This is a genomic window from Saccharothrix luteola (genome assembly GCF_020859565.1).
GTDB lineage: Bacteria > Actinomycetota > Actinomycetes > Mycobacteriales > Pseudonocardiaceae > Actinosynnema > Actinosynnema luteola.
Window position 1 is genome coordinate 128659 of the sequence record NZ_JAJHUO010000002.1, and the last position, 14191, is coordinate 142849.

The window sequence follows — 14191 nt, forward strand, 5'->3', positions numbered from 1 at the left end:
GGTGCGCGCCTCCCGGATGTTCGCCGCGGTCGACTCGCACACCGAGGGCATGCCGACCCGCGTGGTGACCGGCGGCGTGGGGGTCGTGCCCGGCGCCACGATGAACGAACGGCGGCTGCACTTCGTCGAGCACCTCGACCACGTGCGACGGCTGCTGGTCAACGAGCCGCGCGGCCACTCGGCGATGAGCGGCGCGATCCTGCAACCGCCCACGCGTCCCGACGCGGACTTCGGGGTGCTCTACATCGAGGTGTCCGGCTGCCTGCCCATGTGCGGGCACGGCACCATCGGGGTCGCCACGGTCCTGGTCGAGACCGGCATGGTCGAGGTGACCGAGCCGGTGACCACGATCCGGCTGGACACCCCGGCGGGGCTGGTGGTGGCCGAGGTGGCCGTCCGCGACGGGCACGCCGACGGCGTGACCCTGCGCAACGTCCCGTCGTACTGCGACCGGCTCGACGAGGTGGTGGACGTGCCGGGGTGGGGCGCGATCCGCTACAGCCTGGCGTTCGGCGGCAACTTCTACGCGATGGTCGACCTCGACCAGGTCGGGCTGCCGTTCGACCGCGCCCGCAAGGGCGAGATCCTCGCGGCCGGGCTGGCGATCATGGACGCGGTCAACACCTCCGCGCCGCCGGAGCACCCGGAGATCGAGGGCGTCGACCACTGCCACCACGTGGAGTTCATCGCGCCCGGCTCGGACGCGCGGTTCTCGCGGCACGCGATGGCGATCCACCCCGGTTGGTTCGACCGCTCGCCGTGCGGCACGGGCACGTCCGCGCGGATGGCCGAGCTGCACGCGCGCGGCGAGCTGCCACTGGGGCAGGACTTCGTCAACGAGTCCTTCATCGGCAGCCGGTTCACCGGCCGCCTGGTGGGGGAGACGACCGTCGGCGGGCGGCTCGCGGTGCTGCCGACCGTCACCGGGCGCGCCTGGATCACCGGGGTCGGCCAGTACCTGCTCGACCCGACCGACCCGTACCCGGCGGGTTTCGAGTTCTGAGGGGTGTCCGCCGGACCGGGCACTCAGGACCGACTCGCGAACACGCGGGCACGGAGGTGGGATACTCGGCAACTCCATACCGGTAAGGTCAGCGCTGTGTGACATTGCAGTGCGGGGCCGTGCCCCACGACAGCGGGAGGCCGCAGAGGTGAGTCCGTCGACCATCAACCCGTTGGCCGTGGGCGCGAGCCTGCGCGGCACGGTGGAGGACGCGGTCGCCGCCGCCATCGTCTCGGGCGAGCTGGCGCCGGGCACCCTGGTCACGGCGCCGACGCTGGCCGCCCGCTTCGGCGTGTCCGCGACACCCGTGCGGGAGGCGATGCTCAACCTGCAGAAGCGCGGGTTCGTCGACGTGGTGCGCAACAAGGGCTTCCGCATCACCGACGTCAGCGAGCAGGACCTCTGGGAGATCGTGCGGCTGCGCCAGCAGTTGGAGGGGCCGCCGATGCGCGAGATCGCCAGGACGATGCAGCCCTCGACGGTGGCCGAGCTGCGGGTCAAGGCCCAGGCCATCGTGGACGCCGCCGCGGCGGCGGACCTGGCCGCATACCTGGCCGCCGACCTGGACTTCCACCTGCGGCTGCTGGAGCTGCACGGCAACCGCAGGCTCATCGCGATCGTGAAGGACCTGCGCCAGCAGACCCGGATGGTCGGGCTGGCCGGCATGGTCGGCACGACCGAACTGGCCAGGTCCGCGGCCGAGCACCACAGCCTGGTGGACCTGTTGGAGGCCAGGGACGGGCGGGGCGCGGAAGCCCTGCTGACGGACCACATCGGCCACGTCCTCGGCTGGTGGAGCGGCAACTCCGAGGACTGAGACCAAGTCCGCCCGCAGGGTCGGCCGAACCGCCCCTGCCAAGCCGCGCCTGCCGACCAGGCCTCGCCGGCCGAGCCGCGCCCACCCAGCGCCACCCACCAAGCCCCGCACCAAGTCCCGCCCGCCAAGCCGCGCCCACCGGGTGCGCCGGGTCCGCCCACCGGGTCCCGCACGGGGTCCGCCAGCCGGGTCCGCCCGGGTTCCCCGCCGAACCTGCCCGCCGAGCCCAGGTCCGCCGAGCCCAGGTCCGCCGAGCCCAGGTCCGCCGAGCCCAGGTCCGCCGAGCCCAGGTCCGCCGAGCCCAGGTCCGCCGAGCCCAGGTCCGCCCACTGAACCTGGCCGGCGCACGGCGGGCTCGTCGTGCAGTCCCCGTTCGAAGGGCTTCATCGGGCCGTTGCGGGCCGACCCCGCGTGACTGCGTCCCGGGCGGATCACCCCGGCCGGAAAAATATCGCGCCGGCGTCTTCAGGTGCGAGGTGTGACATACTACTGTCGGTCCTGTCGGTGATCCCGGTCACTGCTTCCTCTCCCGCGTGACCGACCGACGCTGTGCTTCCACGGCCCACCGCGCGCCGACGCTCCCCCGGGTGCGCCTGACCTCGACGCCTCTCTCAGTCGCCGCCTCCACCAGGCCGTCCGCCACCCCTGGCGACGGCCCGCCGGACCGCACCCGACGGAAGGTAGGACCCCGTGAGGAGAACCACCACCCTGGCGATCGCCGGGTTCACGGCCGGCGCGCTCGCCCTGTCGGCGTGCTCGGGAACGGACCAGGCCGCCACCACCGGCGGTGGCACGGGCGGCACGCCCGCCAAGGGCGGGACGGTCGACGTCCTGCAGACGAGCGATTTCTCCTACCTCGACCCGGCGCGGGGTTTCGACGGCGGCGTCAACGCCTTCTACCGCTTGGTCTACCGCCAGCTGGTCACCAAGGCGGCCGGCGACGCCGAGAACCCCAACGCGATGATCCCCGACCTCGCCGAGAGCCTCGGCACCCCGTCGGCGGACGGCCTGACGTGGACCTACAAGCTCAAGGACGGCATCAAGTTCGACACCGGCGCGCCGATCACCGCACGGGACGTCAAGTTCGGCATCACGCGCGGCTGGGACCCCGAGATCGGCATCGGCGCGCCCTACCTCAAGCAGCTCGTCGACGCGCCCGCCGACTACCAGGGCCCCTACCGCTCCGGCGAGCTCGACACGATCGAGACGCCCGACGAGCGGACGATCGTCTTCCACCTCAAGGCGCCGTTCCCGGAGTTCGACGCGGTGCTGTCCATGCCGAGCGGCACCCCGTTCCCGGTCGGCTCCGGCGGCGGTGACGCGTTCATCAACGACGTCGTCGCCTCGGGCCCGTACGACGTGAAGTCGTTCACGCCCGGCAGCCGCATCGAGCTGACCCGCAACCCGAACTGGGACGCGGCCACCGACAGCGTCCGCAAGGCCTATCCGGACGCCTGGAACTTCACCATCGGCGTCGACGGCGCGACCATCGACGAGCGCCTCATCGCCGGCCAGGGCGCCGACGTCAACGCCGTCGCGGGCCAGGTGCAGACCGCGACCATCGCCCGGATCCAGACACCGCAGCTCAAGCAGCGCACCGTCAAGGTGCCCTCGACCTGCCTCACCTACATCGGCTTGAACACCACCAAGGGCCCGCTGGGCGACGTGCGGGTGCGCCAGGCGATCAACTACGCCGTGGACAAGAGCGCGGTGCTCAACGCCACCGGCGGCAACCAGTTCGCCACGATCTCCACCACCATCCTGCCGACGTCGGTCTCCGGGCACACCGAGTACGACCTGTACCCGAGCAAGGACCACGCGGGCGACGTCGACAAGGCCAAGCGGTTGCTGGCCGAGGCCGGCCACGCGGACGGCTTCGCCCTGACCCTGGACGTGCGCTCGAACGCCGTCGCCCAGCGCCAGGCCGAGGCCGTCCAGCAGTCCCTGGGACGGGTGGGCATCGAGGTCGGGCTGAACGTGATCGACGTGTCGACCTACTACGAGACCATCGCCACCCCGGCGGTCCAGCACGACGCGGCCATCACGGGCTGGTGCCCCGACTGGGCCTCCAGCGCCTCGACCTTCCTGCCACCGCTGTTCGACGGGCGCAAGATCGCCCAGAAGGGCAACCAGAACCTCGCCCAGCTCGACGACCCCGCCGTCAACGCCGCCATCGACGCGGGCATCGCCGAGACCGACCTGGCCAAGGCCGACACCGCGTGGGGCGAGCTGGACAGGAAGATCATGGAGCTGGCCCCGATCGTGCCGCTGAACGTCGAGAACCGCATCTTCCTGCCGGGCACCAACATCACCGGCTTCCACGCGCCCGGCGGCGACATCGACTACAGCATCCTCGGCCTGAAGGACGCGGGGAAGAGCTGAGGATGACCATCACGCCTCCCGCCCTCCAAGCGCAGGCGGCGGCCGAGCAGGACACCGTCGGAACCACGCCGGACGCGCGCTGGAGCGTCACCCGAACGCTCCTGCGCCAACCCTCGGCGGTGGCCTGCCTCGCCTACATCGCCCTCGTGCTGCTGATGGCCGTGTTCGCGCCGCTGATCGTGAAGGTCGGCGGCTGGGACCCTTACACGTTCGACCAGACCGCCATCGACCCCGACCTCGGCGGCGTGCCGCTCGGCTCGTGGGGCGGCATCTCCTCGTCGCACTGGCTCGGCGTCGAGCCCGGCACCGGCCGGGACATCTTCGCCCGGATCGTCTACGGCGCGCGCACGTCCATGCTCATCGCACTCGCCGCCACCACCCTCACCACCGCGCTGGGCGTGCTGCTCGGCCTGCTCGCCGGCTACTTCGGCGGTCGCGTCGACATGGTGGTCTCGCGGCTCATGGAGTTCCTGATGGCGTTCCCCGCCCTCATCTTCATGATCGCGGTGCTGTCCGCGCTGCCCGCCGACGACCGCCAGTACCTGCTGGTCGCCGTGATCGCCCTGTTCGGCTGGCCCTACCTGGCGCGGATCGTGCGAGCGCAGACCCTGTCGCTCAAGGAGCGCGAGTTCGTCGAGGCCGCCCGAGCCTCCGGCGCCTCGCGCGCCACCATCGTGTTCGCCGAGATCCTGCCGAACCTGCGCTCGACCCTGCTGGTCATGGTGACGTTGGCGGTGCCCGGTTACATCGGCACGGAGGCGGGCCTGTCGTTCCTGGGGGTGGGCGTCGTGCCGCCCACGCCCTCCTGGGGGCAGATGATCTCCAGCTCGGTGGGCTGGTACTCGGTCGTGCCCACGTACTTCCTCGTGCCCGGCACGTTCCTGGCCCTGCTGGTGCTGTCCTTCATGGTCCTGGGCGACCGCGTGCGGGCGGCGCTCGACCCCGGGGGCAACCGGTGACCCGCCACGTCGTGAACCGCCTGTTCGGCATGATCGTGGTGCTGTTCCTGGTGTGCCTGTTCACCTACCTGGTGTTCTTCGCGCTATCGCCCGACCCGGCGGTGCAGATCTGCGGCAAGAACTGCACGCCCGAGCGCATCGACCAGATCCGGGCCAACCTGGGGCTGGACGCGCCGTTCCTCACCCGGTTCGCGGCCTTCCTCGGCGGGCTGGTCGCCGGCCGGACCTACGGCAGCGGCCCGTCCCTGGTCGAGTGCCACGCGCCGTGCCTCGGCTACTCGTTCCAGACCTCGCAGCTCGTCACCGACATGATCGTGCAGCGGCTGCCGGTCACCGCCGTCGTCGCGATCGGCGCGGCCGTCCTGTGGCTGCTCATGGGCGTGGCCGGCGGTCTGGTCAGCGCCGTGCGGGAGGGCCGGTTCGCGGACCGGTTCATCACCGCGCTCACCCTGGGCGGGATGTCGATCCCGAACTACGTGCTCGCGCTCGCGTTGCAGTACGTCTTCGTGATCTGGTTGCGGTGGCTGCCGTTCCCGCAGGCGGTGCCGTTCGCCGACGACCCCGTCCAGTGGTTCCTCAACTTCGTGCTGCCCTGGACGGTCCTGGCGATCGGCTACGCCTCGTCCTACACCAGGCTCACCCGCGCGAACGTCCTCGACACGCTCCGCGAGGACTACGTGCGCACCGCGCGGGCCAAGGGCCTGCCGCCCGCGCTGGTCTGGCGGCGGCACGCGCTGCGCCCGGCGCTGACCCCGGTGGTCACCATCGCGGGCATGGACTTCGCGGGACTGCTCGGCGGCGCCCTGATCACCGAGACCGTGTTCGGGATCAACGGCGTCGGCAAGCTCGCGGCGGACTCCATCACCAAGAACGACCAGCCGGTCATCATGGCCGTCACGCTGCTGGCCGCGTTCTTCGTCGTGGTCGGCAACGTGGTGGTCGACCTGCTGTACCCGGTGATCGACCCCAGGGTCCGGGTGGGGGCCGCGGCATGAGCGAGCTGCTGGCGGTCCGCGGGCTGACCGTGTCGTTCAACGGCGGCCCGGCGGTCGACGCGATCGACTTCTCCGTGCCGACCGGCGGTGCGCTCGGCATCGTCGGCGAGTCCGGCTCGGGCAAGTCGATGGCGAGCCTGGCGATCATGGGCCTGCTGCCGCCGGAGGCGAGCCGGTCCGGCTCGATCTCGTTCGGCGGCCAGGAGCTCACGGCGCTGTCCGAGCGGCGCATGCGGGCGGTGCGGGGCGACCGGATCGCGATGGTGTTCCAGGATCCGCTGTCCTCGCTGAACCCCTACTACACGGTGGGCGCGCAGATCGCCGAGGCCTACCGCGCGCACCGTCCCGGCGTCTCCCGCCGCGCGGCCCGCGCCGCCGCCGTCGAGGCGATGGAACGGGTGCACATCCGCGAGGCGGGCAGGCGCGTGGACGACTACCCCCACCAGTTCTCCGGGGGCATGCGCCAGCGCGTCATGATCGCGATGGCGCTCGGCGCCGAACCGGAGCTGATCATCGCGGACGAACCGACCACCGCGCTGGACGTCACCGTGCAGGCGCAGATCCTCGACCTGCTGACCGAGGTCCGCCGGGAGACCGGTGCCGCGCTCGTCCTGGTCACGCACGACCTCGCGGTGGTCAGCGAGGTCGCCGACGACCTGGTCGTCATGCGCGGGGGCAAGGTGGTCGAGGCGGGAACGGCCGAGCAGGTCTTCTCCGACCCGCAACACCCGTACACGCAGGCATTGCTGGACGCCGTGCCGCGCATCGACGCCCCGCCGACGACGGCTCAGGCCACGTCGGGCCAGGGCGCGGCAGGAGGAGGGTCATGAGCCCGGAACCGCTGCTGAGCGCCCGCAACCTGGTCAAGGAGTTCCCGGTCGCGGGCACCGCGGGCCTGCTGCGGCCCGCGCGCAGGTTCCGCGCGGTCGACGACGTGTCCTTCGACCTGCACGCGGGCCGGACGCTGGCGCTGGTCGGCGAGTCCGGCTCCGGCAAGTCCACCACCGCGCGGCTGGCCACCCGGCTGGTCGACGTCACCTCCGGCACGGTGCACCTGGCCGGCCGCGACATCACCACCGCGACCGGCCAGGAGCTGCTGGAGGTGCGCCGCCAGGTCCAGGTGGTGTTCCAGGACCCGTTCTCCTCGCTCAACCCCCGGCACACCGTGGAGCGGATCGTCACGGCCCCGCTGCGCTACCAGAAGCGGCCGATCCCCGGCGGGGCCAAGGCGTTCGCCCAAGGGCTCCTGGAGCGCGTCGGGCTGGCACCCGACCACGTCGGCCGCTACCCCGCGCAGTTCTCCGGCGGGCAGGCGCAGCGCATCGGCATCGCCCGCGCGCTCGCCGTGAACCCCCGCGTGCTGGTGTGCGACGAGGCCGTGTCCGCGCTGGACGTCTCGGTGCAGGCGCAGATCATCGGCCTGCTGCGCGACCTCCAGCGCGAGGAGGGCTTCGGGTGCCTGTTCATCGCCCACGACCTGGCGGTGGTCCGGCAGATCGCCACGAGCGTCGCGGTGATGACGGGAGGCCGGGTCGTGGAGGCGGGGGAGCGGGACGCGGTCTTCGACGACCCGCGGCACGAGTACACGCGCGCCCTGCTGGCCGCCGTGCCGCGCATCCGCCCCGACTGGGAGCGGGCACGGCTGCGCAACGCCGCCAAGCGGCACGACCCGGCCGACGCCGTCGCGCGCGACCGGACCGACGACGGGATCACCGCATGAGCGAGCCGGCGAGCGGATCGTCCGACAGCGTGCTCCGGGCTCTTGCCACGCCGAGCGCCGGCGGGGTGTGCGGGTGAACCCCGTCGAGTACGCCGTGCCCGGCGCGTGGGTGCGCGAGTTCACCGTCGAGGCGCCCCTGGACTGGTCGGCCCCCGGCGACGAGACCGTCGAGCTGTTCGTGCGGGAGTTCGCCGATCCCGACCGCAGGCACGACGAGCTGCCGCTGCTGACCTACCTCCAGGGCGGTCCCGGCGGGGCCAACCCGCGTCCCGCCGTGCTCGACGGCTGGCTGGCCGAGGCGCTCCGGCACTACCGCGTGGTGCTGGTCGACCAGCGCGGCACCGGCCGCAGCAGCCCCGTCGACGGCACGGTCGTCGCGGGTGTCCCGGACGCGCGCGCCGCGGCCGAGCACCTGTTGCGGTTCCGCGCCGACTCGATCGTGCGCGACCTGGAGCACGTCCGCACCCGCTGCTACGGCGGGAAGACGTGGGCCACGCTCGGGCAGAGCTTCGGCGGCTGGATCACGCTGGCCTACCTCTCGCACGCACCGCACGCGCTCGCCGCGTGCTACGTGTGCGGCGGTGTGCCCGGCACCCCGCCCGACCCCGACGAGGTCTACCGGCGCACCTTCACCCGGGCCGAGGCCAAGACCGCCGACTTCTACCGCCGCTACCCGCAGGACGTCGACGCCGTCACCGCGATCGCCGACCGGCTCGCCGAGGGCGGCGTGGAGCTGCCGGACGGCTCGCCGCTGTCCGTTCGCCGTTTCCAGCTACTCGGGGGCGACCTCGGCTTCACCACCGGGCACCAGCGGCTGCACTGGTTGGTGTCCGAGGCGCTGCGCCGCGACGGCCGGTTCACCGACCAGTTCCTGGAGACGGTGGCGGTCAAGACGTCCTACGCGGGCAACCCGCTGTTCTGGGTGCTCCAGGAGTCGATCTACGGTGACGGCGCGAACGGCCCGTTCCGCTGGTCCGCGCAGCGCGAGCGGGACCGACGGCCGCGGTTCGCCGAGGACCGCCGGCCGCTGCTGCTCACCGCCGAGATGACCTTCCCCTGGATGTTCCGGGAGATCCGGGCCCTGCGGCCGTTCGCGCCCGTGGTGGAGGAGCCGGCGGGCGTCGAGGTGTGGAGCCGGCTCTACGACCCGGAGCGGCTGGCGGCCAACGACGTGCCGTTCGCCGCCGTCGTCTACCACGACGACCTGTTCGTCGACGCGGGACTGCAGCACGACACCCTCGGCAGGCTCGGCAACGCGCGGGCGTGGGTGACCAACGAGTACGAGCACGACGGCATCGGCGACGGCCGCGTGCTGCGCAGGTTGCGGGAGATGGTCCGCGACCGCGGAGGGGAGAGGCGATGACCGGGGCGACCGTCCCACCGCACACCGGGACCAGACCACCTCGCCTGGCCGAGGACAGCCCGGGCTTCCTGGCCCGCATCGGGCAGGGCTGGGCCGACCGCGAGGTCCGAGCCCCGGTCGACGTCGCCGCCGCACGTGCCGCCGCCGAGCACCGCGCCCGGCTCAGCGCCGCCCTGCCGCAGCGCACCGTCGTCCTGGCCGCCGGCCACGCCCCGCGCCGCAACGGTGACGCGGACTACGCGTTCCGCGCCGACAGCGACTTCGTGTGGGCCACCTCCTGCCAGGTCGAGGGCGGCGTGCTGGTGATGACCCCGCGCCCCGGCGGCCACGACCCGGTGCTCTACCTGCCCCCGCCCGCCGGTCCCGCGGAGCGGGACTTCCACGCCGGCGCCGCGCGCGGCGAGCTGTGGGTCGGCCCGTCCGCCGGGCTCGCCGCCTGGTCGACCGCGCTGGACCTGCCCGTGCGGCCGGTGGCCGACTACGACGGTCGGGAGGCCGACGACCCGGAGCGCCTGCGCACCGTGCTCTCCGACCTGCGGATGGTCAAGGACGAGTGGGAGGTCGGGCAGCTGCGCGAGGCCGTCGACCAGACCGTCGCCGGTTTCGCCACCGTCGCCGACGAGGTCCCCCGTGCGGTGTCGCGGGGCTGGGGCGAGCGGTGGTTGCAGGGCACCTTCGACCGGCACGCCCGCACCTTCGGCAACGGCCCCGGGTACAGCACGATCGTCGGCTCGGGCGAGCACGCCCCGATCCTGCACTGGGTGCGCTGCGACGGCCCCGTCCTGCCCGGCGAGGCGTTGTTGCTGGACATGGGCGTGGAGGCCCGCTCGCTCTACACCGCCGACGTCACCCGCACCATCCCGGTCGGCGGCGCGTTCACCCCGGCCCAGCGGTCCGTGCACGACCTGGTCGAGGCCGCGCACCGAGCGGGCATGGACCGGGTGCGCCCCGGCAACACCTTCAGCGACTTCCACTTCGCCGCGATGGAGGTCCTCGCCCGGGGCCTGCACGACTGGGGCCTGCTGCCGGTGTCGGTCGACGAGGCGCTCGCCCCGGAGGGCCAGCAGCACCGCCGCTACCTGGTGTGCGGCATCGGCCACCACCTCGGCCTGGACGTGCACGACTGCGGCTCGTCGGGCTACGAGCGGTACCAGGGCGCGCCGCTGCGGCCGGGCATGGTGCTCACGGTCGAGCCGGGCCTGTACTTCCACGCCCACGACGAGACGGCCCCGCCGGAGCTGCGCGGCATCGGCGTGCGCCTGGAGGACGACCTCCTGGTCACCGCCTCCGGCAACGAGGTCCTGTCGGGCGCGCTGCCGATCGACGCGGCGGGCATCGAGGAGTGGGCCGCCCGGCGACCCGCCTGACCGACCCCTCGTCCTGCCGGACAAGAAGAACTCCTCGGGAAGGGACCATCCCCAGTGGCCGAAGCTCACCAGGGTCAGTTCACTCGACGCCTGTTCCTCCGGACCTCCGCCCTCGGCACCGCCACCGTCGCCGGCGCGGGGCTGTTCGGCCCCCACTCGGCTGTCGCCGCCGTGCCGGGCGGGTCGCCGCAGGCCGGTCCGGGCGGGACGGCGCCGGTGCGGCCGTTCCCGCTGCGTGACGTGCGGTTGGGTGCGGGTCTGCTGCAGGAGAAGCGGGACCGCGTCAAGGCGTTCCTGCGTGCGTACGACGAGCGGCGGTTCCTCGTGCTGTTCAACGACCAGGCGGGCAGGCCGAACCCGCCCGGTGTCGCGGTGCCGGGCGGTTGGGAGGACGGAGGGCTGCTCAGCGGCCACTGGGCGGGGCACTACCTGACCGCGCTCGCCCAGGCCTACGCCGACGGCGGGGAGCAGGTCTACAAGTCCAAGTCGGACTGGGTGGTGGCCGAGCTGGCGGCGTGCCAGTCGGCGATCACCGCTCGCCTGGACTCCGAGCCCGGCGGCGGGGACCGGCCCGTGCCGTCGGTCGGCCGGGTGGCCGGGCGGTTCGGCAGCGCGCTGAGGCTCAACGGGCCGAGCGCGGCGCAGTACTGCACGTTGCCGCAGGAGGCGGTCAACCAGCTCACCGACTTCAGCATCGCCACGTGGGTCAACCTCGCCTCCACGGGTAGTTGGAGCAGGCTGTTCGACTTCGGCCAGAGCACGACGGTCACCATGTTCCTGACCCCGCGGGCCGGTGTGGCGGGCAACGCGCCGCGGTTCGCGATCACCACCGGCGGCTCGGGCCGGGAGCAGCGGATCGACGGCGCCTCGGCCCTGCCCACCGGCCGGTGGGTGCACGTCGCGGTGACGTTGGCGGGCTCGACCGGCACCCTTTACGTCGACGGCCGACCCGTGGGCGCCAACAATGCCATGACGCTGAACCCGTCGCACCTGGGCAACCCCGGGAACCGGTGGATCGGCCGGTCCCAGTACGGCGACCCGTACCTGGACGCGGCGATCGACGAGTTCCACGTCTTCGACCGGGCGCTGACCGGGGCCGAGGTGCGGTCGCTGCTGGACTCACCGGCCGGCACCACCGGTGGCGGGAGCATCGCCTGGTACCGGTTCGACGAGACCGACGGCACGAGGCTGGAGGACGCCTCGCCGAACGACCGCGACGCCGGTGTCGTGGTGGCCTCGTCGGACGGGCCGGCGGACTGGGTCCCGACGTTCCCCGGCTACCTCGGGGCGATCCCGGAGGACGCGGTGCTGCGGCTGGGTCCGCCGCGCTGGGCGGTCTACGGCGGCAACGCCGGCACGAACACGTGGGCGCCCTGGTACACCCAGCACAAGATCATGCGCGGCCTGCTCGACGCGTACTACCACACCGACAACGCCCAGGCGCTCGACGTGGTGACGAAGATGGCGGACTGGGCCCACCTCGCGCTCACCGTCGGCGACAAGAACCACCCCGACTACGCGGGCCCGCTGACCCGCGACGACCTCGACCACATGTGGGACCTCTACATCGGCGGCGAGTTCGGCGGCGCGAACGAGGTCTTCCCCGAGATCGGCCACCTCACCGGCGACGCGAAGCACCTGGCGACCGCCAAGTGCTTCGACAACCGCGAGTCGCTGTTCGGCGCCTGCGTGGAGGACCGGGACATCCTCGTCGTCACCCCGCGGAACCGCCCCGGCCGCCGTCGTCCCGAGCGGTTGCACGCCAACACCCACGTGCCGCAGTTCGTCGGCTACCTCAGCGTCTACGAGCGTGGCGGCGGCGAGGAGTACTTCACCGCGGCGAAGAACTTCTTCGGCATGCTCGTCCCGCACCGCATGTTCGCCCACGGCGGCGTGGGCGGCAACTACCCCGGCTCGAACAACAACCTCGAGCTGTTCCAGAACCGCGGCAACGTCGCCAACGCCGTCGCCACCAGCGGCGCGGAGACCTGCACCACCTACAACCTGCTCAAGCTGGCCCGCAACCTGTTCCTGCACGAGCACGACCCGGCGTACCTGGACTACTACGAGCGCGGCCTGCTCAACATGATCACCGGGTCGCGGGCCGACACCGACGCCACCCACGACCCGCAGGTGACCTACTTCCAACCGGTCGGACCGGGCGCCGTGCGCGGTTACGGCAACACGGGGACGTGCTGCGGCGGCACCGGCCTGGAGAACCACACGAAGTACCAGGAGACGGTCTTCCTCCGGTCCGCCGACGACAGCACGCTGTGGGTCAACCTCTACGCGCCCGCCACGCTCACGTGGCCCGAGAAGGGCTTCACCGTCACGCAGCAGACCTCCTTCCCTCGCCAGGACCACACGAAGCTCACCGTCGACGGCAACGGCAGCCTGGACCTCAAGCTGCGGGTCCCCGCGTGGGCGCAACGCGGGTTCCACGTGACCGTCAACGGTCTGCCGCAGGAGCTGGACGCGCGGCCCGGCACTCACGTGACACTGAGCCGCGACTGGAACCGCGGCGACGTGGTGGAGATCCGGATGCCGTTCAGCGTCCGGATCGAACGGGCCATCGACCGCCCCGACACCCAGGCCGTCTTCTGGGGCCCGCTGCTGCTGCAGATCATGGGTGACCCGGACGGCGGGGCGTTCCCCGAGCTGTCGCTGTACCGGCACCTCAAGCGGGACGGGGACTACGACCGCGCCGCGATCACCGCCGGCCCGCGCACGCCTGCCGGTGACCTCACGTTCACCGCGGGCGGCTTCACGCTCCGGCCCTACTACATCAGTGACACCCAGGCGGCGTCCTCGTACTTCCGCCGGGTCGAACCGACGGTCGTCTTCGGCTCCCTCGACACCGGCGTGCCCAACCGCAAGCGCGACGACGGCCTCCCGCGCTACGACGTCCCCGTCGACGGCGTCACCTCGCCCGGCGACGACGGCCCGACCTTCCTGGACCTGCTCTGGGACCAGGCCCCCTTCGCCACCCACGGGCGGTTCGTCGCCGCCGTCACCGCTCTCGCCAACGCCTTCGTCACCGCCGGCGCGTTCACCACGGCCGAGCGGAACGCGGTCGTCGCCAAGGCGGCATCAGCCGAGCGGGAGTTGTAGTTCGCCGTGCTTCGGTCGTGCCGCCGGAAGACCACGGGCGCCGGTCGGAAGCATTGCCGAAAGGATTTTCGGCTGCCACAGTGCTGAGTAGCGCACCCGCCGCCGGTCGCCGGGCCGGTGGTCGAGTCGATGCGTCCTCTGTGGACGATGCTTCTCCGCCGCCTCCGGACCCACCGAACAGCTCTCGCGTGAGGATGTGAGGATTCGATGAGGCGTTTCACCAGGGTGGTCATCTACCCGAACACGCACTTCGACCAGAGCCGGAAGAGCGCCATCCTCAACGGCCCGTACGGCAGCTACCTGCACTGACAGCGGGCCTGAGCACTGAACACCGCTGGGCACCGGGCGACCCGCGATCGGGCACGCCCGGTGGTGCCGCGCGCCGTCGCACTCACGCCACGCCTCATCCCTGCGCTTCCACCAAGAGGTCTCCGTGTTGACAAACCTGCGCACGACCGGTTCCCGACGCCGGAC

General features: G+C 72.3%; 10 protein-coding genes. All 10 read left to right on the forward strand.

Features of this window, described 5'->3' with window-relative positions:
* Position 1 precedes the first annotated feature (1 nt).
* The 10 genes from LNK82_RS02290 to LNK82_RS02345 all read left to right on the forward strand — a co-directional run bounded on the left by LNK82_RS02290 (position 2) and on the right by LNK82_RS02345 (position 13717).
* Positions 2-1003, forward strand: coding sequence for a proline racemase family protein (locus LNK82_RS02290; RefSeq protein WP_230565213.1), 1002 nt, complete (start codon positions 2-4; stop codon positions 1001-1003).
* A gap of 148 nt (positions 1004-1151) precedes the next feature.
* On the forward strand, positions 1152-1820 hold the full coding sequence (locus tag LNK82_RS02295) for a GntR family transcriptional regulator (protein WP_230565214.1): 669 nt from the start codon (positions 1152-1154) through the stop codon (positions 1818-1820).
* A 690-nt stretch (positions 1821-2510) separates the two neighbouring features.
* On the forward strand, positions 2511-4202 hold the full coding sequence (locus LNK82_RS02300) for an ABC transporter substrate-binding protein (protein ID WP_230565215.1): 1692 nt from the start codon (positions 2511-2513) through the stop codon (positions 4200-4202).
* Positions 4203-4204: 2 nt separating this feature from the next.
* Entirely contained in the window at positions 4205-5161 is a 957-nt protein-coding gene (locus LNK82_RS02305) for an ABC transporter permease (RefSeq protein WP_230565216.1), read from the forward strand.
* On the forward strand, positions 5158-6156 hold the full coding sequence (locus LNK82_RS47550) for an ABC transporter permease (RefSeq protein WP_230565217.1): 999 nt from the start codon (positions 5158-5160) through the stop codon (positions 6154-6156). Before LNK82_RS02305 ends, LNK82_RS47550 begins: the two co-directional genes overlap by 4 nt.
* Entirely contained in the window at positions 6153-6986 is an 834-nt protein-coding gene (locus tag LNK82_RS02315) for an ABC transporter ATP-binding protein (protein ID WP_230565218.1), read from the forward strand. The genes LNK82_RS47550 and LNK82_RS02315 overlap by 4 nt, the downstream gene beginning before the upstream one ends.
* A complete protein-coding gene (locus LNK82_RS46545) occupies positions 6983-7876 on the forward strand; it encodes an ATP-binding cassette domain-containing protein (RefSeq protein ID WP_268995665.1) in 894 nt (297 codons plus the stop codon). The genes LNK82_RS02315 and LNK82_RS46545 overlap by 4 nt, the downstream gene beginning before the upstream one ends.
* A gap of 73 nt (positions 7877-7949) precedes the next feature.
* Positions 7950-9239: an alpha/beta fold hydrolase gene (locus tag LNK82_RS02335; protein WP_230565219.1), complete on the forward strand. Its 1290-nt coding sequence runs from the start codon at positions 7950-7952 to the stop codon at positions 9237-9239.
* Positions 9236-10606 carry an aminopeptidase P family protein gene (locus tag LNK82_RS02340; RefSeq protein ID WP_230565220.1) on the forward strand — a complete coding sequence of 457 codons (1371 nt, stop codon included), beginning with the start codon at positions 9236-9238 and terminating at the stop codon, positions 10604-10606. The genes LNK82_RS02335 and LNK82_RS02340 overlap by 4 nt, the downstream gene beginning before the upstream one ends.
* 54 nt (positions 10607-10660) lie before the next feature.
* Positions 10661-13717 carry a beta-L-arabinofuranosidase domain-containing protein gene (locus tag LNK82_RS02345; protein WP_230565221.1) on the forward strand — a complete coding sequence of 1019 codons (3057 nt, stop codon included), beginning with the start codon at positions 10661-10663 and terminating at the stop codon, positions 13715-13717.
* The last annotated feature ends 474 nt before the right edge of the window (positions 13718-14191 follow it).

Bases quoted from the DNA above. Each gene is read 5' to 3' on its own strand.
- LNK82_RS02305 (WP_230565216.1), top strand. From the start codon at position 4,205: ATGACCATCACGCCTCCCGCCCTCCAAGCGCAGGCGGCGGCCGAGCAG.
- LNK82_RS02315 (WP_230565218.1), top strand. From the start codon at position 6,153: ATGAGCGAGCTGCTGGCGGTCCGCGGGCTGACCGTGTCGTTCAACGGC.
- LNK82_RS46545 (WP_268995665.1), top strand. From the start codon at position 6,983: ATGAGCCCGGAACCGCTGCTGAGCGCCCGCAACCTGGTCAAGGAGTTC.
- LNK82_RS02340 (WP_230565220.1), top strand. From the start codon at position 9,236: ATGACCGGGGCGACCGTCCCACCGCACACCGGGACCAGACCACCTCGC.